Below are 23,195 nucleotides of genomic sequence, written 5' to 3' on the forward strand. Positions count from 1 at the left end.
CTTGTGGGGACGCCGAGGGCGTTTATGCTTTGATGGGTCAATAACAGAATCATATTAAATGTTGTAATAGAAAGCGGTGTACTAGTGTCTTCCTATGGGAAATTTGCTTATGTATACGATGAGCTGATGGCAGATATGCCGTATCCTGATTGGATCTCCTTTGCTGAAACCGCATGGAGCAAATACGGTAAGCCTGTAACCGTGGCTGAGCTTGGCTGCGGCACCGGAAGTATCACTATTCCTTTGGCGGGTTCAGGGTATCATATGACCGGAATCGATCTATCTTCAGATATGCTCTCAGTGGCACAGCGCAAAATGGAGGAGCATCCCCAGGGACGGCGCTTTTTGCGTGAAGGTAGTGTTCGTTGGATTAGACAAAACATGAAGGAATGGGAGCTTCCAGAACTCGTGGATTCTGTGATTTCTTTCTGTGACTGTCTGAATTATGTGCTGGAAGAAGACGATATCAGAGCTGTCTTTGCTAGTACCTTTGCAGGTCTGAAGCAAGGCGGCACCTTTCTGTTCGATGTGCATCATCCAAACACACTAATCCGTTATGAAGAAGAGCAGCCCTTTATTCTGGACGAACCATCGGTGTCCTATATTTGGACTTGTGAGATGGACGTTCCACGCCGCGAAATAGAACATCATTTGTCCATTTTTGCTCGCGAAGAGGGACGGAGTGATGTATATCGCCGTTTCGAAGAAACTCATATTCAACGTGCCTACGATCCCCAGTGGATGAAGGATGAACTGCTTAAGGCTGGATTTAGTGATGTGAAGACTTACGCCGATTTCGAGTGGATAGAGGCGGATGATGATGCGGAACGTTTATTTTATATTGCTATAAAATAAATATTGCTAAGAGGGGCTGTCCCATAAGCTATGAAAATAGCTGGTGAGACAGCCCTTCTTTTTTGTCTTTATATGATCGCTTCGGACTCAGCGGACCCTAAACGCAGCATTTTTCGATATATTGGTTGCTATCGGACTCCATCGCATCAATTGGCCTAAAAAACGCCTAATAGCCGTCTTTTTCGAAGGAATAGTGACTCTGGAGTCCGAAAACACGTTCCAAAGGCTAAAAATATGCAAATAACATCATCTGAGTCCGTATGCTCCATGAAATGATGGATTCATAATTCATAATTCATAATTCATAATTCATGTTTCATGTATGAAGAAGTAGCTGTAATTGCGCCAATATGTGAACATCAAAAAAACCGGGCAGTGTTTATACCACCCGGCATCTTCCAATCCTTACCGATGCTCAAACAGATCAATGGCACCCAATACGACATGAGCCAGACCAAATCCAAGTACGCCTGTTGCTGCCATCTTATACTTGCTTCCAAGAAAAGCGGCGCTAGAAGCGGTTACGACGGTTCCAAGAACAGCGGGAATTAGACCTTCGCGCATTCGAAACACTCCTTCTCGGTGGTTTGGGAGACAAGATTATTATGAGTCAAACTCAAAAAAATATACTAAGCAAAAGAAGACCTTAGACCAGTTATTGCTGGTTCTAAGGTCTTTTTGATTAGGCATTGTTTTATTCGGAAAGGGTAACGGCAGTACGAGAAGCTCCAATCTCTACTTCATGTACATCATACAGTACACGTGCGAGTAAATCTTGGCTATAGTTTCCGAAATGTTTGCCGTAAATGGTGAGCCCACGTTTGTTTACTGGCTTGTCCGTTACGGCTATCCGGAAGGTGAGCTCGCTCTTGTAATCCAACTGAATGTCATCCAGGGTTACGTCAGAAATCCGGCAGCCGTCAATGAAGCTGCCTTCATTATTAATACGGATCAGTTTGAGCATACCGTATTGGTTTAAATGTGGAGGCCACCAGTCTGGATTAAACGTTCCTCGGGTGTCTCCGAAATCTCCAGGACTAGTCCAGTAGCCGATTTCAATTCCATTTAAGTAAAAATAAAGATCGGAGGGATAGTTATCGTTAGATCCAGGGGCTTCAGAGCCAATCTCCATCGAGAATTGGATTTCGCGGAACGTTTGATTAGCTTTAAGATAGTTCGGAATTCTATATTCGAGAAAGCCTTCAGCCATCCAAATGATCTCAGATTCAATACGCTGAGGATCTGCGAAATAGCGCGGTTCGTCGAAGTCACCGATAATGCTGTCTTTGGTAGCAAGCCCGCAGGTCGGAACAGCCTGATAGTTGCTATAATGTCCTACTTGGATTTCTACTTCGTAGAGATTATCAACATCCTTGCTGCGAAGATCAACAATAAGCTTATCCTTATTTAAATAGCAGACCTTCTGAATACCATGTTTGCCGACGGATGTGTTTATCTCGATGAGACCGCTTTCTTCTAACTTTTTAATATGCATCGTGATTGCGCCATTGCTGAGGTTCAGCTTCTTAGCTATTTCATTCAGGTTCAGTGCTTGATTGGTAGCTAAAAGTTCGAGTATGAGGATTCTGATTTCAGAACTAAGCGCCTTGAATATTTCAAGACCACTCATTAAATCTTTAATATAGATCATTTTATCAATACCTTCTTCCAAATGGTCATAAATGAATACTGTTTTATGAAATTATAAACTAATATACCATATAAATAAAGCATCCTCCCTTATTTTGTAGAATGATAAAAATAAGGGCGTTTTTTTCCTGTTTTTTCATTTAATCTATTTAAATTTAAAAAATAATGAAATGAATTCACGAAATCAGGTGATTATTCATCGGAATCATGTTAATTTCACAATTAATTTTAGTAAAATATAAAAAGATTTAAACAATCTCATTTACAAGTCTTTTGGTCTATGCTATTTTTAAACTGAAAGTTTTAGAAAAGGACGTGAATATCATTATGTTAGCTGCAACTCCCCCGATGGGCTGGAATAGCTGGGACTGTTACGGAGCTAGTGTTAATGAAGAAGAGGTAAGAGGCAACGCCGAATATATGGCTACTTATTTGAAGGAGTTTGGCTGGGAATATGTTGTTGTGGATATTCAGTGGTATGAGCCTGGAGCGAACTCTTCGCAATATCGTAACTTTGTACCGCTGGTCATGGACGAGTATTCCAGACTTCAACCAGCGGAGAATCGTTTTCCTTCGGCAAAGGGTGGTAAAGGTTTTGCACCACTTGCTGATTATGTGCATGGATTAGGGTTGAAATTCGGCATACATATTATGCGTGGAATCCCACGTCAGGCTGTTCATTCGGCCAGTGCCATTCTAGGATCTGAGCAAACCGCACGCGATATCGCTCATCCGAATTCTATTTGTCCGTGGAATACAGATATGTATGGAGTAGATGCTTCTAAAGAAGGCAGTCAGGCTTACTATGATTCTCTCTTCCAGCTATATGCCAGTTGGGGCGTAGATTATGTAAAAGTAGATGATATTGCCGCTTCCCGTATTTATGGATACCACAAAGAAGAAGTTGCTATGATCCGCAAGGCCATCGACCGCTGCGGTCGCCAAATGGTGCTTAGTCTTTCACCTGGACCTGCTCCGGTAGAAGAGGCTGAACACTTAGCTGAACATGCTAACCTATGGAGAATGACCGACGATTATTGGGATCATTGGCATTTGCTCCGTGGAATGTTCGAGCGCTGTGAGAAATGGGCTCCCTACGTTCAATCAGGCCATTGGCCGGATTGTGATATGCTGCCGTTAGGTCATCTTGGGATTCGTTCCGTTGATGGCGGGGGAGACCGATTTACAAGGTTTACTCCTGACGAACAGGTTACCATGATGACGCTTTGGACTATTTTCCGTTCCCCTTTAATGTTCGGAGGAGAGCTTAGAGACAATGATGAGTGGACCTTATCTTTGTTAACCAATAAGGAAGTACTTCATCTGCATCGTTTTGGTAAGGGTGGTAGACATGTAGAGCGGAATGAGGAGTATACGATCTGGACTTCTCAGGATGAACAAGGTAACCATTATGTAGCGTTGTTTAATCTCAGTGATAAAGAGTCGACACTTCAGGTATCGTTCCAAAAGCTAAATGTCTCAGTTCCAAAAACGATACGTGATCTATGGCAAAGCCACGACATGGAAGTTACTAATGAAGGGGTTACTCAGTTTCTTCCACCACATGGTTCTGTATTGTTAAAGCTTATATAAGGAGAGAGATTATGTATACGAGTAGAGTGTACAACAACCCATTGGTGGAGCAACGTGCTGATCCATGGGTATATAAACATACGGATGGTTATTACTATTTCACAGCTTCAGTGCCAGAATACGACCGGATCGAAGTTAGAAGATCCACAACCATCGAAGGATTAACTACTGCGGAACCGGTTGTAGCATGGCGCAAGTATGAGACGGGGCCGCTTAGTGCTAACATTTGGGCGCCGGAAATTCATTACATAGACGGAAAATGGTACATTTACTTTGCCGCAGCACGCACTACGGAGACGACGGATGGTTTGTTCGATCACCGGATGTTTGCGCTTGAGAATGCATCTGCCAATCCTTTAGAAGGTACATGGGTAGAAAAAGGTCAAGTGAAGACCGCTTGGGAATCATTCGCTTTGGACGCGACCACGTTTCAGCATAAAGGAAGACTGTACTATGTATGGGCTCAGAAGGACTTGAACATTGAGGGTAATTCTAATCTGTATATTTCTGAAATGTGCAATCCGTGGACACTCACAGGTCCTCAGACTATGATTGCTACTCCTGAGTATGACTGGGAAGTTATTGGGTACAAAGTAAACGAAGGTGCAGCAGTACTGAAACGCAATGGTCGTATCTTTATCAGCTTCTCGGCGAGTGCTACCGACTTCAACTACTGCATGGGACTATTAGTAGCGGATGAAGACAGCGATCTTCTTGATGCAGCTTCATGGACTAAACTACCCTATCCTGTATTCCAGACGAATGAAGAAAATGGACAATTCGGTCCAGGTCATAATAGCTTTACAGTCAATGAAAATGGGGAAGATGTGCTCATCTACCACTGCCGCAATTATAAAGAAATTACTGGCGATCCTCTTTATGATCCAAACCGTCATACTCGTGCACAGGTCTTCCATTGGAATGAAGATGGCACGCCGAATTTTGGAGTTCCTGTTAAGGATGCGCACTAAAAATAATCCGTACTGCAAAAAAAGAGGATTACCCATAAGCCACGTAAATGGCCGCTGGGCAACCCTCTTTTTCATATGTCATGTGTTGCTGCTTAAGGTATATATTGTTGCACGATGGAAGTAATTACGCCGTCCTGAATGGTAAGGTGATAAGGGAACTGGCTTAGATCGAAAATATCCGTTTTATTAAATTGATCGATAAATTGCTGTAAGGTGATCGCTTCGTTCCATTGAATGTCTAAGTCCTCAATATTGCCAGTGTGATCATAAATTTGCATGGTGACTGTTGCGTTATCCGCGATCGGATAGGTTGTCAGTGTATCAACATCATTAACAACATAATATCCGTCTGGAGCGCCGCCAATTTCTGCTGCACCTTCTGGGTCTCTTTCGGCAAAGACTCGGTCAGCATCAGCACCCTGATACCAGTTTATTTCATCGGCTGTAATGGAAAGCTTGCCATTCTCGGATTGAATAGTATGAATATATACCGTCTGTTGCTGAGGCTTGCCACTATCTTGCGCATCCACTCGTGTTCCAACGGTACTAGCAGTAGTAATTAGGGAAAGAAACAATAGAACAACAACCGGTAACACATACGCTGACTTTTTCTTAAACATTAGAAATCTCCCCCTTGAGATATGTAAAAAGGTTGTATATATCTTATTACCCGCTACGTTTTTTCCTAAACGGGCTATATACTTCTATTACGTTAAACGAGCAGGTTTTGTTGCAATTTTTTAAAAATATTTGTGAAAAACGATGCCGGTTATGAATCCACTAAAAATGATAGTAAAAGTTTATCTCCTCGGGCATATTAAAATGTCAAAACATACAGATTAGGGGGAGCAACGAATGGGTGGAATTCTGCGGATTTATAGGAACGACTGGCGCAATGTATTTAAGGTTCCTGTGGCCGTGTTCCTAATCGCTGCTTTGGTGGTGTTACCTTCTGTGTATGATTGGTTTAACGTTGCGGCGGTGTGGGATCCCTACAGTAATACCTCTGGCATTAAGATTGCTGTAACCAGTTTGGATGAAGGGACCACTGTGAAGGATAAGAGCTTCAATATCGGCAATGATGTCATGGAAAGTCTTCGGAATAATAAAAGCTTAGGCTGGACCTTCGTAGATGCAGAAGCTGCACACAATGGTGTGAAACGTGGAGACTACTATGCGAGTATTGTCATCCCTGCTGATTTCTCCAAAAGAATGACAGGAATCCTGGAAGGCAGGATCGTGAAACCAGAGATTGAATACTCCGTCAATGAGAAGATAAATGCGATCGCCCCTAAAATCACGGATAAAGGCGCCTCTTCAATCACAACACAGATCAGTGAGAATTTTACAGAAACGATTAGTGAGACGGTATTTACTGCTTTAAAGGAAATCGATACAAAGTTCCAATCTGAATTACCTATTATACGCAAGGTTGAAAAAGGGTTGTTTAAGTTAGAGGCAAGTCTCCCCGAGATTGAAACGGCAGGCCAACGTGTATTGAAAATTGAGGAGCAATGGCCGCAAATTCATGCATCGGCAGAGCGCATCTCTAAGCTGGAGAATAAGCTGCCTGAGGTTGAGCAGGCGGGTTTGGCTTTAGAAAAAATAGCTGAACATTGGCCTCAAATTGCCAATGCTGCTGATCATTTAGGAGATCTGCAGGATAAGCTGCCCAAAATTGAACAAGCAGCACAGCTAATCGTTCAACTTGATAAACATTTTGGCGAAGTTGAACAAATCATGGACAAGGCGTCGGAAGGTCTTGCGGGTGCAAATAAGGTTGTTAACACTGCCCTAACTACGCTCCCTAAAGCAGACAAGATTGCAGCTGCGGGAAATGATTTTGTTCTGGAGCTTCAGCAGTTTTTAGAGAAGAGTAATGCTGCGTTTGAAGCGGTACCTGCCGTCCTTAAACAAAATATATCCCTGCTGCAAAAAACGCAGAATGCAGTAGTTCAGCTTGCTGAACTGCTACAGGGAGAGGATGTTGAGCCGCAAGCGGTGCGCGAGCAACTTGAGTTGGTATCCGCTCAGCTGGTATCGGGAAGTAACGTGATAGACCATACCCTTTCTTTGTTATCGGCACTGAATACATTCTCACCAGGAACAGTACCCAATGCTGAGATTAGCACCTTGAAGGCTGTAAACAATGCCTTGAGCAGACAGACTTCATTGGTAAACTCGTTGGCAGCGGATCTACAAAATGAGGGTCAACCTGATCCAAGTCATGTTAAGCAATTGGGTCTTAAATCTGGCGAAGGGAACGTAGCCATTACGAAGCTTATTTCCGAATATGAAACGGCAACGATCCCTGCTATTAAAAATACATTAGAGCAAATATCCACTGCTGCAGAGACTACAGCCACTGCCCTGGAACAAGTTCCAGATCGTCTATCGGCGCTGGGTACCCTTCTTGAAGAAACCATGGCAGCGATTGAGTTCGGACAATCAAGCTTGGCTAGTCTACAGCAAGACTTACCAGCTATTCGTGAAGCGGTACATACAGCAGCTAGCGGTGTCGCAGATAAGACACAGAGCTTTGGTACTTTTGTTCGTGATACACTTCCGCTAATTCAGAGCAGCTTGCCTGTTGCAGGAGAAAAGATACAGCAAGCAGCAAATTTCGTCCGTCAGGATCTGCCGGCTGTAGAGGAACGGGTGCATCAGATTTCTGATCTGATTCGTACAGGTCTCCCCCGTGCGGATAAGGGAGTGGCGGTTGCAGCGGATATGGTGCGAAATGATCTTCCGATACTGGAAGATTCGATTCGTAAAGCAGCAGCCACCATCCGTCAGATCAAAGATGAAGTGGATCTGGGAGAGATAGCTGACCTGCTCGGAGGGGATATTAAGAGCAAAAGTGATTTTTTGGCCAATCCGGTAGTATTAAAAGAGAATAAGTTATATCCTATTCCGAATTATGGGTCGGCTATGACTCCTTTTTATGTTGTACTTTCTTTATGGGTCGGCGGTACACTTCTTATTTCACTTCTCCGTACGGGGGTGGATACTGAGGGGATGGTGTACAAGCGGTATCAATTGTATTTTGGCCGCCTGCTGACGTTTCTTACGGTTGGGATTCTGCAAGCGCTGGTGGCTGTACTTGGTAATATCTTTATTCTGAAATGTTATGTGGTGGACAAGGTGTGGTTTGTCCTTTTTGCAGTATTAATTAGTATCGTATTCGTGACGATTGTATTTACGCTGGTCTCCGTATTCGGCAACGTTGGGAAGGGGATAGCGATCGTCTTCATGGTGCTTCAATTCTCAAGCTCTGGCGGTACGTTTCCAATCAGTACAACAGGCCATTTCTTTCAAATGTTGAATCCGTTTATGCCATTTACCTATGCGATTAGTCTGATGCGGGAGGCGGTAGGGGGAATTCTGCCGGAAGTTGCGATTCGCGATTGTCTTTATTTGATCCTATTCGGTGTAATAGCACTCTTACTGGCGCTTACGCTCAAGAAGCCGCTGGAGCGTTATATCGAAAAGGCAGCTGAACAAGCCGAAGAATCCAAATTGATTTCTTAAGAAAAAAGAGGTTGTACCTAAGCCAATTGCTGTGGCTTTTGGTGCAACCTCTTTTAGATTATCTAGCTGGAGCGAAATCGGCAACTGGCTTTAGAATCTCTTCAATTCTCTCCAAAGTATCTGGGGATAAAACGGCATCAACAGCTTTGGCGTTCTCTTCCACCTGTGCTGGCTTACTGGCCCCAATAATTGCAGAACTTACGCCAGGTTGCCGCAGGGTCCAAGCTAATGCTAGTTGCGACAGCTTCAAATCAAGACTGTTAGCTAGTTCATCCAGCTGTCCGACCACAGTCAATACATCATCGCGGAAGTAGCTGCGAATGACGCCATTTACCGAATCATCAGCTGCGCGGGTTCCTGCCGGAGGCTGTTGTCCAGGTTTGTATTTACCGGTCAGAATACCTTGGGCGAGTGGGGAAAAGACCACTTGTCCGAGGCCCTCACGCTGAGATACCTCAAGTACCTCGTCTTCAATGTAACGTTCGAACATGTTATAGATAGGCTGATTGGATATAAGCGGACGAAGATTTAGTCTGCGTGAAATACCGGTGGCATCAGAAATTTGAGCTGCGCTCCATTCGCTTACTGCCGAATACAGAATTTTACCTTGTGCAGTTAGGTCGTCCAGCGCGCGCAAGGTTTCCTCCACAGGCGTCTCTCTGTCGAAGCGATGACAAAAATAAACATCAATATAATCAGTTCCTAAGCGGCGAAGGCTAGCTTCACATTGCTCCATGATGTGCTTGCGAGACAAACCACGATTATTCACATCATCTCCCATGGGGAAGAACACCTTTGTACTGAGCACATAAGATGATCTTTCATAGGAGCGAAGAGCAGCGCCCATTGCCTTTTCACCTTCACCACGGTTATAGGCATTAGCGGTATCAAAGAAATTGATACCGCATTCAAAAGCTTTGCTAATGCAGGCGTCTGCTGCCTTTTGCTCTGCTGCTGTTCCATATGTAAGCCAGCTGCCTAAGCCAATTTCACTGATTTTTAGTCCTGAATTGCCTAGTCTTCTGTATTTCATAATTATCTTCCCTCCTTGAGTTGTATATGTTAACTTTACTTGTATCCTATGGAACATTCAACTTGAATGTTTCATGTAAAAGACGAGATCAAGGAGATGAATCGTAGTAATGACTATTCCAACTTCTAAAGCTAAGAAAGTGATTTTGTTTCAAGGTGACTCTATTACGGATGGAAACCGTGGTCGTGATGAAGATCCCAATCATATTCTGGGACATAGCTATGCATATATCATTGGTGGCAAGCTAGGAAATGAAAGGGCGGAGCAGAATCTAGTATTTTATAACCGTGGAATTAGTGGGGATCGGATCTCCGATTTATATGCACGCTGGAATGAGGATGCGATTTATCTTCAGCCGAATATTATCAGTATTTTGATTGGTGTTAATGATCTTTGGAGAACAATGAAGGGGGAACCAAGTGGTGTAACGGACCGTTTTGAACGTGCGTACCGTCACGTGCTTGAAGAAACTGGGGAAGTACTTCCGCAAACGAAGCTGGTCTTGTGTGAGCCTTTTATTCTAAATACCGGAGCTCCGGCAGAACAATGGGACGAATGGAAAGAGCGGATTACTCATTATCAGGGTGTTGTTAAGCAGCTTGCGGAGGAATTTAATGCTGTGTTTGTTCCTTTACAGGAAGCATTCGAAGCAGCTGCTCGTAGAACAGATGCAACCTACTGGCTGTGGGATGGCGTTCACCCGACAGCAGCTGGGCATGATCTGATTGCCGGGGAGTGGCTGAAGATCGTAGAGAAAAGCGGTCTTTTAAACGACTAGTGAAATAAGGGTTTCACCCTATCTTAATCTATGTACCTACTGATTACTCAGCGGGTGCATAGATTAGAGATACATGATAATTATTCAGAAACTCGATCCATTCCTCAGAAGGCTTCTCGTCTGTAACGATATAATCCACTCTATCGAAACTAAATAATTTAATGAACGCAGTTCTGTCGAACTTAGAGTGATCTGCGAGCAGAACTACTTTATTCGCCTGCTGTTGCATAAGAATCTTTAGTTCACTTTCTTCTTCATTCGAATCGCTGAGCCCACCAGTCATAGACAACGCTTTACAGCTGAATATGGCTACGTCCACATTATATTTTTGAATAGTCTGCGAGGCGGTATGTCCAACGAAGGAACTAGTCTCGGGCCCTAGTATACCACCAGTGGAGATTAGCTTTTGCCCGGAGTGTTGAAATTCGGATAATACAACCAAAGAATTCGTAATAATCGTCAGATTGTTTTTCTCCTCTATAATTCTCCGTAAAGCCTCAAAAACTGTTGAACTTGTATCCGTCACCAAACTGTCCCCATCATTAATTAATTGGAGAACATGATCAGCTATCGTACGTTTGGCCTCTATATTTACCTGATGTCTACTCACATAGGGAGGGTCCTCATTCGTGTGGGCATTAAGGATTGCCCCGCCATAATTTTTCTTGGCAAGTCCTTCCTTGTCAAGTTTATCCAGATCCCGCCGAATGGTCTCTTCCGAGACATTGAATTGTTGCGCCAGCTGAGCGACATGGACTTTCTTTTGTCTATACAGCTCATTAATGATTAGATCCCGCCGTTCAAATGCTTTCATCCGTTCACTCACCTCTATCATCATCTACTTCCTAGTGTACTACATTGTTGTATAAATCAAAGAAATAACCTCATATTCACATAATACCACAGTATAATAATATTAATACCACATAAAACCACATAATTTATCTATAAATATGTTGTTTTATGTTGACTAAAGCGTTTCCATATTTTATGATGAAGGAGAAATAGGTCCATTACCGATGATACTAAGATGATCTTGAGGAGGAACAGCAGTGATAGAAAACTATCCGAAAATTGGTATCCGCCCGACCATTGATGGCAGAAGAAGAGGAGTTCGCGAATCATTAGAAGCTCAAACCATGGGTATGGCTCAGCGGGTAGCTAAGTTTATTGAAGAGAACTTATTTTATCCGGATGGCCGCCCCGTAGAGTGCATCATTGCCGATTCTACGATTGGTGGTGTGAAGGAAGCTGCTGCTGCGGCTCAGAAATTTGCTGGGTCTAATGTTGGCGTATCGATTACTGTGACCCCTTGCTGGTGTTATGGTTCTGAAACGATGGATATGGACGCCTCGATCCCGCATGCCGTTTGGGGATTTAACGGAACGGAACGCCCTGGCGCGGTATATCTAGCTGCTGTTCTCTCTGCTTATGCACAAAAAGGAATTCCGGCGTTTGGTATCTATGGTGAGGATGTTCAGGAGTCTAGCAGTGAGGAGATTCCAGCGGATGTGCAGACTAAATTGCTGCAGTTCGCCAAAGCTGGGCTGGCGGTTGCTCAAATGAGAGGGAAATCCTATTTATCAATGGGTTCTGTTTCGATGGGGATTGCTGGATCGATTGTGAATGAACAGTTCTTCCAAGAGTATCTTGGAATGCGTAATGAATATATAGATATGTCAGAATATGTCCGCCGCTTTGAAGAGGAGATTTATGATAAAGAGGAATATGAGCGAGCACTCGCGTGGACCAAAGAAAACTGCCAAGTTGGTGCCGATAATAATCCGAAGCATCTGCAAATAAGTGATGATGAGAAAGAGAAGCAGTGGGAGACTTGTGTGAAAATGACATTGATCGCCCGTGATTTGATGATCGGCAATCCTGTTCTCGCTGAGCTGGGCTTTGAGGAAGAGGCCAATGGTCATAATGCGATTGTGGGTGGCTTCCAAGGGCAGCGCCAATGGACGGATCATTTTCCTAACGGGGATTTCATGGAGACGATAATGAACTCCTCTTTTGACTGGAACGGCAAACGTACACCTTATATCGTTGCGACAGAGAATGATAGCCTGAACGGAGTAACGATGCTGTTCAATTATTTGCTTACGAATACTGCACAAATATTTGCGGATGTCCGAACCTTTTGGAGTCCAGATGCAGTTAAGCGAGTAACGGGTCATCAATTGGAAGGGGAGGCAGCACACGGAATACTACACTTGATCAACTCTGGTTCGGCTGCTCTGGATGGGACGGGCGAGCAGACGATAGACGGTAAACCTGCGATAAAACCTTTTTGGGAAATTTCGGAGGATGAGGTAGAAGCTTGTTTGAGCCAGACCCAATTCCGCCCGGCTTCTCAAGAATATTTCCGCGGGGGCGGCTTCTCTACGGATTATTTAACCAAAGGCGGGATGCCAGTTACTATGGCACGTATGAACTTGGTTAAAGGGCTAGGACCTGTTCTTCAGCTTGTAGAGGGTCACACGGTAGAGCTGCCTGAAGATGTTCACCATACACTGGATCAAAGAACAGATCCGACTTGGCCAACGACTTGGTTTGCGCCTAAGTTAACCAATAGTGGTTCTTTCCAATCGGTTTATGATGTCATGAATAATTGGGGCGCAAATCATGGAGCGATCAGTTATGGACATATCGGTGCGGATTTGATTACGCTGGCCTCTATTCTGCGCATTCCGGTCAGCATGCATAACGTTGAGGAATCACGTATTTTTAGACCTCGGGTATGGTCGTTATTTGGTACTGAAGATCTGGAGGGAGCAGATTACAGAGCTTGTCAGAACTTCGGACCGCTCTACTAAAATCTTCCTGTGAAGCAGGTGTGGTGAACAATGAGTGATACTATCAAGCTCCTAGCCATAGATCTCGGCGCCAGTTCCGGAAGAGTTATGCTGGGGATATATGATGAAGATAGGCTTCAAATGGAAGAAATTCATCGGTTTGAGAATACGCCGGTACAGATCAATGGGCATTTATATTGGGATGTTCTGAGACTCTTCCACGAAATGAAGCAAGGGGTTCAAAAAGCCTTTAGGCAACACGGAGAATTGACTTCTTTAAGTGTAGATACATGGGGAGTTGACTACGGGTTTATCGATAAAAAAGGAATGATGCTCTATTCCCCCCATCATTACAGGGATCGGAGGATGGAGGCTCACCGTCTCAAATTGGAAGCGCTACTGTCACCGGCAGAGCAATTCCGTATGACCGGTCTTCAGCCAAGCGTGATTAATACAGTTTATCAGCTGTTCTCTGATTTTCAGGATAATGATTCGCTGATGGAGACCGCGGATACGATTTTGATGATGCCGGATCTATTTCATTATCTGTTTTCTGGTATTAAAGCAGCAGAAAGCACGATCTGGAGTACAAGCGGCTTAGTGGATGCTGTTACGGGAGAGCTCTCCTCTGAATTATTTAGCAGGCTTGGGATTCCGAGTAGTCTAGTTCCACATCAAGTCCATCCGGGAACGGTTATTGGATCTATCCTACCGGTTATTCAAGAGGAGCTTAGTATAGGCCCGATGAAAGTGATAGCCGGCGCTTCCCATGACACGGCTTCAGCAGTGGCTTCGATTCCTTATACTTGTAAGGATGAAGCAGCATTTTTAAGCTGTGGTACGTGGTCGTTGGTTGGCATGGAGACGCCTGAGCCGGTCATTTCGGAGAAAAGCTATGAATATGGTTTCACAAATGAACGCTGCTTCGGTAATTCTAATCGTTTGCTAAAAAACACAACGGGACTATGGATTTTGCAGGAGCTCCAAAGGAATTGGGCGAAAGCAGGAGAGAATCTTAGTCAAAGTGAAATGGTTGAATTAGCCAAAACGATTAATGGGGCGCCAGCGATCATTGACCCGAATGACCAGCTTTTCAGCACACCTGGTGTGATGATGCAGCGGATTAAGGAATATTGTGAGCGAACGGGGCAACAGACGCCTAATACGAAAGCTGAGTTTATACGCGTTATCCTTGAGAGCCTAGCGCAATCATACTGTAGAACGATTGAAGAAATGGAAGAGATCACCGGCAAGACAGTCACTATCATTCATATGGTTGGCGGTGGGATTCAAAATGAGCTATTATGCCAGCTCACCGCTGATGCTACGGGTAGAGAAGTCGTTGCAGGGCCAGTGGAGGCCAGTGGAATTGGCAATATTATTGTCCAGTTGGCTGCTCTGGGGAAATTGGAAGTTTCTAAGGCGAAAGAGTTCGTGGCACGATCTTTTGCCTTTAAGACATACCAGCCTTCTCTGGTGAAGAACTCTAAAAAATAGGATATGAGGAGAGAACTTATGGATACATTGGAACAAAAACTACGTTCGCAGATTTGTGATATTGGCAGAAATTTGTTTAATAAAGATTTCATCGCCGCCAATGATGGGAATATTTCTGCACGGTTATCAGAGAATGAAATTCTCACTACCCCCAGAGCGGTAAGTAAGGGATATTTAGAGCCACATATGATTGTAAAAGTAAACCTGCAAGGTGAAGTTCTTGAAGCGGCAGAAGGCTACAGACCTTCAACGGAAACTAAAATGCATCTGAGAATTTATAATGAGCTACCTGAGATGAAGGGTGTGGTTCATGCACATCCCCCGTATGCTACAGCTTTTGCTATTAAAGGTGAGGCGCTCGATAAAATGATGATGCCAGAGTCGGTTATCATGATTGGGGATATTCCTTTGGCGGAATACGGAACACCTTCGACGGAAGAAATTCCGGACTCACTGATGCCTTTCCTTGGCAAAAAAACAGCGGTCCTGCTCGAAAATCACGGAGCACTTACTTGGGGAACGGATGTTATGGAAGCTTATCTGAACATGGAGAGACTCGAATATACAGCCAAGATTACCTTTATTACGCGTATGATTGAAGGGGAGAGAGAGCTGCCACAGCATCGGATTGATGAGCTGGTTGCATTGAGATCTTTTTATGGGAAGTAATGAGGTGCTTGGATGTTAAAAAAAATTCCTAAGCTACTATCTCCGGAACTGGTACGTGTGATGATGGAAATGGGTCATGGAGATGAGCTTGTACTGGCAGATGCTAATTATCCAGGACACTCCTTGAACTCGAAAGTACTAAGATATGATGGTATTGGGATACCTGATCTTTTGGATGCAATATTGGAACTGCTGCCACTAGATCATTATGTGGAACATCAGGTGGCGTTTATGGCTGTCTTTGAGGGAGATCCTACGGTGCCGGTGATCTGGTCCACCTACGAGTCGATCATCACCAAACATGACGCTGAAGCGACGATTAAATATGAGGAGCGGTTTGATTTCTACAATCGTTCTAAGCAAAGTTATGCTGTTGTAGTCACAGGTGAAGAAGCACTTTATGGAAATATTATTATCAAAAAAGGTGTAATCAAGGCCTGATGATCAGCGATTCTGCTTGCGGTATTGCAGAGGTGAGCATTTGGCGATTTGCTTAAACACCCGCCCAAAGTGGGCGATGCTGTCAAAGCCTGTATTCTCTGCAATGGCAGTGACTTTAGTGTTAGTGCTCTGCAAGAGTCGTTGGGCTTCCTTGATCCGAATGTAGTTTAGATATTCAACAATGGTGAAGCCAGTGGTCTGTTTGAATAAACGGCAAAGATAAGTACTGCTGATGAAAAAAGTTTCGGATAGCTGCTCTAATGTAAGCTTTTCAACATAATGTGCCTGTAAATAATCGATCATTTCGTAGACTTTAAGCTGCTTCTCACTGCTCTCAGGAGCGATGGGCTCGCGGCTTATTTCTTGTACTCTGTTCATTTCAATAAATAACTGGATGAGAAGTGTCTGAAGATAGGGGATTTGCTGTGATCGATGTTCTTCTTGTTCTTTTAGCATGGAGAAGAGGATAGATTCGATGGCTCCTTGTTCATGTCCTCCGGGACGCAGAAGTAAGCTTTGTGTAGTTAAAAAAGGAATACTTAGGTCGTAGTTGGCCAACGATTTTTGCAGAAAGCTCTCCTCAAAGTTAATCAATATTCGCTCATGGCGTACTGAGCCCTTAGAAGTAGTGCGGTGGAGTTCATTTTTATTAATAAATATCAGATCACCTTTGCGCAAAGTGTAAATTAGATTGTTGATATAATAGCTGCGCTCACCTGCGAGTAAATAATAAATTTCATATGTCTTGTGATAATGGTCGGAATCCATGCTGAATGGGCCGGCTCTTTTGATTTGTTCAATGATAAATGGAGGCTCTAGCTCCTGTTCCATTGTAGATTTGCCCCTTTCAGATAATGAAGCTAATATATGCAAAGTTTTCGCTATTTCTGCTAATAATCGCTTAGATTTGAATGTATTTTATACTATAAACTATAAGAAGAAACGGCATCTAAATCAATAGCGATGGAGTGATCCTTGTGTCGAATAAGAAATATGTATTCGTAGGTACCGGTGGCCGAGCGGAGTTCTTCTATGGTGAGATAACTACGAATTATCGTGAAACTTCAGAAATTGTAGGCTTTTGCGATGTGAATGGGGCAAGAATGGATTATGCGAATCGATTACTGAAAGGGAAATATCAGTATCATGCGGTTCCTACTTATAAAGCACATGAGTTTGATCGTATGATTGAAGAGACTAAGCCGGATGTAGTTATCGTTACGAGTATTGACCGTACACATCACCATTATATTATCCGGGCGATGGAGCTTGGCTGTGATGTGATTTCGGAGAAACCAATGACGGTGGATGAAGAGAAATGTCAGGAAATTCTTGAAGCGATTGAGCGGACGGGGAAAAAACTGCGTGTTACGTTCAATTACCGCTATGCCCCGCACAATACCAAAATCCGTGAATTGATCATGGATGGGGCGATTGGAGAGGTGTTATCCGTCAATTTTGAGTGGCTGCTAAATACGCAGCATGGGGCGGATTACTTCCGCAGATGGCATCGGGATAAACGGAACAGCGGAGGGCTGTTGGTTCATAAATCAACACATCATTTCGATTTGATGAATTTCTGGTTGGGCTCTCGTCCGGATACGGTCTATGCCATGGGAAATTTAAGGTTCTATGGCAGAGAGAATGCGGAGAAGCGCGGGGTGACAGAGTTTTATCAGCGTGCCCATGGTAGTAGTGCGGCGGAAAATGATCCCTTTGCGCTTCATCTAAAAGACAACGAGCAGCTTAAGCAAATGTATCTGGATGCCGAGCATGAAGATGGGTACCTGCGAGATCAAAGTGTATTCGGTGATAATATCAGCATTGAGGATACGATGGCAGTCATGGTCAAATACAAAAACAAGACGATTATGAACTATTCACTTAATGCTTATTTGCCTTGGGAAGGCTTCATTGTAGTATTTAATGGGACGAAGGGGCGGATGGAAGTTAAGGTTGTTGAACAGTCCTATGTAAACGCCGGGGGGAAGAAAGAAGATGAAGGGGCACTAAAGGACAAGCAAATCACTGTATTCCCTCATTTTGCGCCGCCTTATGAAGTTGAAATTGAAGAAGGCGTTGGGGGACATGGGGGCGGAGATCCGGTCATGCTCCGTGATATTTTTGAACGACCTGTGGAGGATCGGTTTAATCGTACAGCTTCCCATGTGGATGGGGCGTTGTCTATTATGACCGGGATTGCAGCTAATCGTTCGATCGCTACTGGACTTCCGGTGAAGGTGGAGCAGTTAATTAAATTGTAGAAGGAAAAAGCTCAAAGCCAAAATTAATAGTAGCCTGTTTGTGAACAAACCGCTGCGGAGTGGAGGGTTCTTACGATCGCTGTTAAAGCCCAATTTCTGGATAGTAGAAAGATTAGCAGTTGAAATTGGTCTTTAAAGGCGAACACTGGCGTTTCTCCATAATCCCTCCACCCCTCCGCTCTGTCTTCACGTCAAGTTAACTACTATTTTTAGAATTGAGCCTAAAAGAGAAGTAGAAATAATAAGGCTGCCTCCAAAGTCATTGTAGATGACTAAGAGACAGCCTTATTTATTTTGGCTATAGAAATTATTGTTTTACGACGTTAAAGCCATCTTTTTGCAATTGAGTCACAATGCCATCATCACCCAGCATATGTAGCGCACCAACAACGACTAGGTAAGTCGCTTTTTTATCACTATTCAAATACTCTTTTACATGCTTCACCATGTTGGCATTCCGATCCGAAACGAGACCCTTATAGTATTCTGGCTCCTTAGCGACCGCTTGTGTCATAGCTACGAGGGTTTGTTCATCTCCCTGCATCCACATTTGGGATAATGCATCCAGCGAAGCCGTTGCTGCAGCATTGTCCGTTTGCTTGAGGCTATCGAGTGTATCGAGGAGAAGTTTTTCTTGTAATCCATCTGAGAATTGATTGAACATGTTCAGCTGTAATTGCATATTTTCCAATTCAATAATTGGTTTATTCAGTTTGCCTGCCTTCTGTGTGAAATATAGGTCGATACCCGTATCCGGTGTATAATCTGTTGTTTGCATTTGTAGGCTTGAGATACCTTGAGTCACGACCCATGGCTTATAGGAATCGAATGCATTTCCTGCAAGACCATTCGCTTTCAGAAGCGCAACAACTTTGTTATAGGTATCAGCAGATACGTGATCCTTGAGCTTGGTCCCATCTGTATAAGAACCTTTCTCCGTAAGGAACTTTTGCATCTCCTTTTGATCAACCTTGGTTAAGTCAACTTCGACCCCGAGATATTGAGACGCTTCAAAAGCAGCTTCAATTTCCGGGCGTAGCGGGTACATTTTGTCGTTTGCCACATGGATAGAGCCAAGAAGATAGACGGTATTACCGTTGTTCTCTACTTTCCATAAGAATCCGGTGCTGCCTGCAGCCTCGTGATTAGCTACAAAGGTGATGGTGCGCTGCGCCGCACTCCATTCTACCTTATAGCCGATCGTTTCACCGATAAAGCGGACAGGAACATAGGTGACATTGTTGATGGTTTTAGGAGCCACCTCTAGTTTTTTCTTTTCCCCGTTTACCGTTGCTGTGGTGCTGCCTATAGTCAGTGACAGGGCTAGACCATTTTTGGTCCCCGTTACAGTTTGAGTCTTTTTATTCCAGTTCATATTTACATTAAGCTTCTCTAGGAGTGGACGCATAGGAACCAAGGTAGTTCCTTTTTCTACAATAGGGTTAGCATTGCCTAACTTTACTTCTGTTCCATCAATCCATACGCCGACAGGCTTTTCAGCCGCATGGGCAGTGGTAAAGACAGACATAACCATGAAAATGGATAAAAATAATACACCTAGCTTTTTCATTAATAGGACACTCCGTTTCTAAAAAGAATGAAAGCTGTAAGTCACTTTCTGATTTTAACGTATTTTTCCATAAATAGTTATATATTTTGTTACGTCGTACAAAAGTCAAAATAATGCACATCAAAGCAAAAATCGCCCCTATTAGATCCTGTTCACTCTCCTTATCATGAAACGTAAGAAACGAAGAGCCCGAAGGGAGCAAGGAACTTATGTGGAGCAGTGCGATTGAAGATGCGATAGAGAAGGTACGTAAGAACATAGACCGATTCGGGGGCAAATTCCCTCATGTCAGCAGGAATGGAACTTACCAGCTCAATAACAACGACGACTGGACCAATGGATTCTGGAGCGGCATGTTGTGGTTGTGCTATGAATATACGCAGGAGGATAGCTTTCGTATCGCGGCATCCCATACCGTAGAGGATTTCCGCCGCCGTTTCGCGGCAAAGACGGTGCTTGATCATCACGACATCGGTTTCCTGTATTCGTTATCCTCCAAGGCCCAGTGGATTATAGATAAGGACGAATGCGCGCGTCAGTTGACACTGCAGGCGGCGGACTTATTACTGAAGCGCTGGCGCACAGGCGGTGGTTATATTCAGGCTTGGGGACCTGTGGGAGATGCCCAGGAAGGTGGACGCATCATTATTGATTGTCTGTTGAATCTTCCCCTTTTGTATTGGGCGGAACAACAGACCGGCAATTCCCTATACCGGCAGGTGGCGGTCATGCAGGCGGATAAAACGAAACGTTATCTGGTGCGGGGAGATGACAGCTCCTACCATACGTTTTTCTTCGACCAGAAGACCGGAGAGCCGATCGGCGGCGCTACACACCAGGGTTATACTAACGGATCGACTTGGACGCGCGGGCAGGCTTGGGGCGTCTACGGTTTTGCACTATCTTACCGCTATACTAAGGATCCGTTGTATTTGGAAACGTCTAAGCGGATGGCGCGCTATTTTCTGGAGCATTTGCCACAGGATCATGTCGCTTACTGGGACTTTAATGCTCCAGTGTCTGCGGATACATACCGGGATAGCTCGGCCTCTGCAATTGTTGCAGCTGGACTACAGGAACTGCTGGAGCTAATGGAGGAGGAAGATCCCGAGCGGGCTTATTTTCAGCAGGGATTAATACAGTCGATGACTTCACTTTTGCAGAACTATTCCACGATGGGTGAAGACGCGGAGGGGCTGCTGAAGCACGGCTCTTATCATGTGCGCGGCGATCTGTCTCCAGATGACTTCATGATCTGGGGAGATTATTTCTATCTCGAAGCATTGATGCGGCTGCAAAAAGGCAGCAGGGGGTACTGGTATGAACGCTGATGGCCGAACAACCTCTCCCTATGCTGTCTTTACGCTACTCGACCTTGAGTTACCCGCTCTAGCTCCGGTGAAGGATGCGCTCAGCCAAGCACGGCAGGACGATGCGCTGACTGAATTGCATCGGTATTTGACCAGTCGGAGCACGCCGGGCTGGCGGACAGAGGACAGCCAGAAGAAGCAGCTCATTGCCTATATACAGCATTATTGCGCTGATGAGCTGGAAGCCGTAATGAAGACAGTGAATGAAGTTATGGAGAAGACGTTTCTCTTCCGATTTCCCTGGGACATGGAACGCAGCCGCATTCCGGTTACCTTTGAGGAAGAAATTGACTGGCGTTATGTTCCGGACAAGGATGTAGAATGGGCTTATATGCTGAATCGCCACCGCTACTGGGTGGCATTAGGACAAGCATATGCGATAACAGGTAATGAGGAGTATGCAAGAACATTTTGCTGTCAGCTTGAAGATTGGATGGACCGTAATCCTGTTCCAGACATGCCTACGAATGATACGCTGACTTGGCGTACCATTGAAGCGGGTCTTCGCTGTGCGAACTGGATCAAAGCGTTGTCCTATATACAGGATAGTCCGCTGCTCACACCGACGCTTCTGGCGAAAGTGATGATATCCTTTCATGAACACAGCGAATATTTAGCTTTATCGTTTACGGCCTGGAAGAATATTAGTAACTGGGGAGTTCTGGAGACTTGTGGCTTATTCCAAACCGCGCTCTACTTCCCTGAGTTCACAAGGGCTAAGATTTGGCGGCGGCTCGGTGAGGAGAGATTGGGGGAGACGGCTAGAATCCAGGTCATGGCAGACGGTATCCATTGGGAGCAATCGCCTACATACCACCATGAGGTGCTGGTATGTTTTCTCGACTGCATCCGCTTGGCCCGCATGAATGGACTGGAGCTACCGGATGAACTTCAGCAACAAGTTCATCAAATGGCCGTCGCTTCCTTGTATTGGGCCAAACCGAATCATCGGCAGCCGATGCTCGGGGATAGCGATGACAGCGATGTCCGTTCGATTTTGACTTATGCAGGTTGGTTGTTCCAGGATTCTGTGCTCCGCTTTGGCGGATACGATCATATGGATTATGACAATGCCTGGTTGTTCGGAACGAGTGGAGTTGAAGGCTACGAGCAGCTGATTGCGGAGGAACCGCCTTACTTGTCACGCTCTTTCGCACATTCCGGTCATTATGTGATGCGAACGGGTTGGGACGAGCAGGACTTGTACCTATATTTCCACTGCGGACCGCTTGGGGGTGGACATGGTCATGCGGATCTGCTACATTTCGATCTGTATGCCTATGGGTGGGATATGCTTACCGATCTGGGCAGATACAACTATAGTGATCACACACCACTCAGAAAAGCATTAAAAGAAAGCGCTGCCCATAATACGACTACTGTTGACGGAATTGGATTTACCGAAATCACGGATACATGGTCCTTCTCCCAAATTGCGAAGCCAACAGGCAGCAAATGGATTAGCAATTCGGACTTTGATTATGTTGAGGGCAGCCACGATGGCTATCGTCATTTGGATGATCCGGTACACCTGCTAAGGAGGATCATATTCATAAAGCCTTATTACTGGCTTCTGGTCGACAGCTTTAGCTGCCGTCAGGAGCATACGTTTTCCCAGCATTTTCATTTTGCACCCGGAGCGGTTCAGATGGAAGACGAGACATTCATTTGCCGTACAAAAAATGAGCAGGAAGCCAATCTTTGCATCATTCCTGTTAATGTTGACGGACTTCAGGGCAAGATTGATGACGGGGTAATCTCCCGCGAATACAATCTGCTGGAACCCAATCAGCATGCCGTTTACTCCCGAACGGGAAAAGGAGCGGTATCGATGATGCAGATGCTGTACCCGCAGGCTTCCGGTGAGCCGTTCTGTCCACTGGTTGAACAGGTGCCGATTTATCGCCATACGGGTGAACCTGTGGATGCTGTGCAGGCGGAGGCATGCCGCATCAGCTTCCCTGAAAGGAATGAGGAGCATTTTATCGTGATCAGCCATGAGGTTCCATCCAGTCACTTGAATTCCTATGTAGTGGAAGGTATACAAATATTTGGTGAAGTAGTGCTAATTGTTTTCGCAAACGGTCAAAAGAAAGTCACGGTAATCAAATAATGCATGTATACTGGATAACGGGCTGATAGAATTAAAGAAAAGAGCATGAGAGAGGCGCGGAG

At 44.7% G+C, this 23,195-nt stretch carries 19 protein-coding genes; 12 read left to right on the forward strand and 7 right to left on the reverse strand.

What is annotated here, in order from left to right; genetic code table 11:
* Positions 1 to 84 precede the first annotated feature (84 nt).
* The gene (locus QNH28_RS07410) at positions 85 to 855 is read left to right on the forward strand and encodes a class I SAM-dependent DNA methyltransferase (RefSeq protein WP_042185976.1); all 771 of its coding nucleotides are present in this window, start codon (positions 85 to 87) and stop codon (positions 853 to 855) included.
* Positions 856 to 1,260: 405 nt separating this feature from the next.
* Here QNH28_RS07410 and QNH28_RS07415 read toward each other — a convergent pair whose 3' ends face one another.
* A complete protein-coding gene (locus tag QNH28_RS07415) occupies positions 1,261 to 1,419 on the reverse strand; it encodes a hypothetical protein (RefSeq protein WP_036675694.1) in 159 nt (52 codons plus the stop codon).
* 130 nt (positions 1,420 to 1,549) lie between these two features.
* The gene (locus tag QNH28_RS07420; protein WP_042131966.1) at positions 1,550 to 2,506 is read right to left on the reverse strand and encodes an ArsR/SmtB family transcription factor; all 957 of its coding nucleotides are present in this window, start codon (positions 2,504 to 2,506) and stop codon (positions 1,550 to 1,552) included.
* Positions 2,507 to 2,832: 326 nt separating this feature from the next.
* Here QNH28_RS07420 and QNH28_RS07425 point away from each other — a divergent pair, with 326 nt between their 5' ends.
* On the forward strand, positions 2,833 to 4,098 hold the full coding sequence (locus QNH28_RS07425; RefSeq protein ID WP_283910808.1) for a glycoside hydrolase family 27 protein: 1,266 nt from the start codon (positions 2,833 to 2,835) through the stop codon (positions 4,096 to 4,098).
* Positions 4,099 to 4,109: 11 nt separating this feature from the next.
* Complete coding sequence (locus QNH28_RS07430) at positions 4,110 to 5,069, forward strand: glycoside hydrolase family 43 protein (RefSeq protein ID WP_283910809.1); 960 nt, start codon at positions 4,110 to 4,112, stop codon at positions 5,067 to 5,069.
* 92 nt (positions 5,070 to 5,161) lie between these two features.
* On the opposite strand, the gene QNH28_RS07435 is transcribed toward QNH28_RS07430, so the two are convergent.
* Positions 5,162 to 5,689 carry a hypothetical protein gene (locus QNH28_RS07435; RefSeq protein ID WP_283910810.1) on the reverse strand — a complete coding sequence of 176 codons (528 nt, stop codon included), beginning with the start codon at positions 5,687 to 5,689 and terminating at the stop codon, positions 5,162 to 5,164.
* A 235-nt stretch (positions 5,690 to 5,924) separates the two neighbouring features.
* On the opposite strand from QNH28_RS07435, the gene QNH28_RS07440 reads away from it, so the two are divergent.
* A complete protein-coding gene (locus QNH28_RS07440) occupies positions 5,925 to 8,600 on the forward strand; it encodes a YhgE/Pip domain-containing protein (protein WP_283910811.1) in 2,676 nt (891 codons plus the stop codon).
* A gap of 58 nt (positions 8,601 to 8,658) precedes the next feature.
* Here QNH28_RS07440 and QNH28_RS07445 read toward each other — a convergent pair whose 3' ends face one another.
* Positions 8,659 to 9,633 carry an aldo/keto reductase family protein gene (locus QNH28_RS07445; RefSeq protein WP_283910812.1) on the reverse strand — a complete coding sequence of 325 codons (975 nt, stop codon included), beginning with the start codon at positions 9,631 to 9,633 and terminating at the stop codon, positions 8,659 to 8,661.
* A 109-nt stretch (positions 9,634 to 9,742) separates the two neighbouring features.
* Here QNH28_RS07445 and QNH28_RS07450 point away from each other — a divergent pair, with 109 nt between their 5' ends.
* Positions 9,743 to 10,411: an SGNH/GDSL hydrolase family protein gene (locus QNH28_RS07450; RefSeq protein ID WP_283910813.1), complete on the forward strand. Its 669-nt coding sequence runs from the start codon at positions 9,743 to 9,745 to the stop codon at positions 10,409 to 10,411.
* A gap of 43 nt (positions 10,412 to 10,454) precedes the next feature.
* Here the strand turns inward: QNH28_RS07450 and QNH28_RS07455 are convergent, their stop codons facing one another.
* Positions 10,455 to 11,225, reverse strand: coding sequence for a DeoR/GlpR family DNA-binding transcription regulator (locus QNH28_RS07455; RefSeq protein ID WP_283910814.1), 771 nt, complete (start codon positions 11,223 to 11,225; stop codon positions 10,455 to 10,457).
* 238 nt (positions 11,226 to 11,463) lie between these two features.
* On the opposite strand from QNH28_RS07455, the gene QNH28_RS07460 reads away from it, so the two are divergent.
* The 4 genes from QNH28_RS07460 to QNH28_RS07475 are packed head-to-tail and all read left to right on the forward strand — an operon-like array spanning position 11,464 to position 15,816.
* On the forward strand, positions 11,464 to 13,230 hold the full coding sequence (locus QNH28_RS07460) for an L-fucose isomerase (RefSeq protein ID WP_283910815.1): 1,767 nt from the start codon (positions 11,464 to 11,466) through the stop codon (positions 13,228 to 13,230).
* Between the two features lie 30 nt (positions 13,231 to 13,260).
* Entirely contained in the window at positions 13,261 to 14,706 is a 1,446-nt protein-coding gene (locus tag QNH28_RS07465; RefSeq protein ID WP_283910816.1) for a rhamnulokinase, read from the forward strand.
* Between the two features lie 18 nt (positions 14,707 to 14,724).
* Positions 14,725 to 15,375 (forward strand): class II aldolase/adducin family protein, encoded by a 651-nt coding sequence (locus tag QNH28_RS07470; protein WP_283910817.1) that lies wholly within the window; start codon positions 14,725 to 14,727, stop codon positions 15,373 to 15,375.
* 12 nt (positions 15,376 to 15,387) lie between these two features.
* Complete coding sequence (locus QNH28_RS07475) at positions 15,388 to 15,816, forward strand: RbsD/FucU family protein (RefSeq protein ID WP_283910818.1); 429 nt, start codon at positions 15,388 to 15,390, stop codon at positions 15,814 to 15,816.
* Between the two features lie 3 nt (positions 15,817 to 15,819).
* Here the strand turns inward: QNH28_RS07475 and QNH28_RS07480 are convergent, their stop codons facing one another.
* Positions 15,820 to 16,647 (reverse strand): helix-turn-helix transcriptional regulator, encoded by an 828-nt coding sequence (locus tag QNH28_RS07480; RefSeq protein WP_283910819.1) that lies wholly within the window; start codon positions 16,645 to 16,647, stop codon positions 15,820 to 15,822.
* A 146-nt stretch (positions 16,648 to 16,793) separates the two neighbouring features.
* Between QNH28_RS07480 and QNH28_RS07485 the strand changes: the two genes are divergently transcribed.
* The gene (locus tag QNH28_RS07485) at positions 16,794 to 18,080 is read left to right on the forward strand and encodes a Gfo/Idh/MocA family protein (RefSeq protein ID WP_283910820.1); all 1,287 of its coding nucleotides are present in this window, start codon (positions 16,794 to 16,796) and stop codon (positions 18,078 to 18,080) included.
* A gap of 307 nt (positions 18,081 to 18,387) precedes the next feature.
* Here the strand turns inward: QNH28_RS07485 and QNH28_RS07490 are convergent, their stop codons facing one another.
* On the reverse strand, positions 18,388 to 19,650 hold the full coding sequence (locus QNH28_RS07490) for a TraB/GumN family protein (RefSeq protein ID WP_283910821.1): 1,263 nt from the start codon (positions 19,648 to 19,650) through the stop codon (positions 18,388 to 18,390).
* Between the two features lie 209 nt (positions 19,651 to 19,859).
* Between QNH28_RS07490 and QNH28_RS07495 the strand changes: the two genes are divergently transcribed.
* Together QNH28_RS07495 and QNH28_RS07500 are read left to right on the forward strand one after the other, a co-directional pair.
* The gene (locus tag QNH28_RS07495) at positions 19,860 to 20,981 is read left to right on the forward strand and encodes a glycoside hydrolase family 88 protein (protein ID WP_283910822.1); all 1,122 of its coding nucleotides are present in this window, start codon (positions 19,860 to 19,862) and stop codon (positions 20,979 to 20,981) included.
* The gene (locus QNH28_RS07500; protein ID WP_283910823.1) at positions 20,971 to 23,133 is read left to right on the forward strand and encodes an alginate lyase family protein; all 2,163 of its coding nucleotides are present in this window, start codon (positions 20,971 to 20,973) and stop codon (positions 23,131 to 23,133) included. The genes QNH28_RS07495 and QNH28_RS07500 overlap by 11 nt, the downstream gene beginning before the upstream one ends.
* Positions 23,134 to 23,195: the final 62 nt, after the last annotated feature.

It is taken from the genome of Paenibacillus sp. G2S3 (assembly GCF_030123105.1).
GTDB lineage: Bacteria > Bacillota > Bacilli > Paenibacillales > Paenibacillaceae > Paenibacillus_AQ.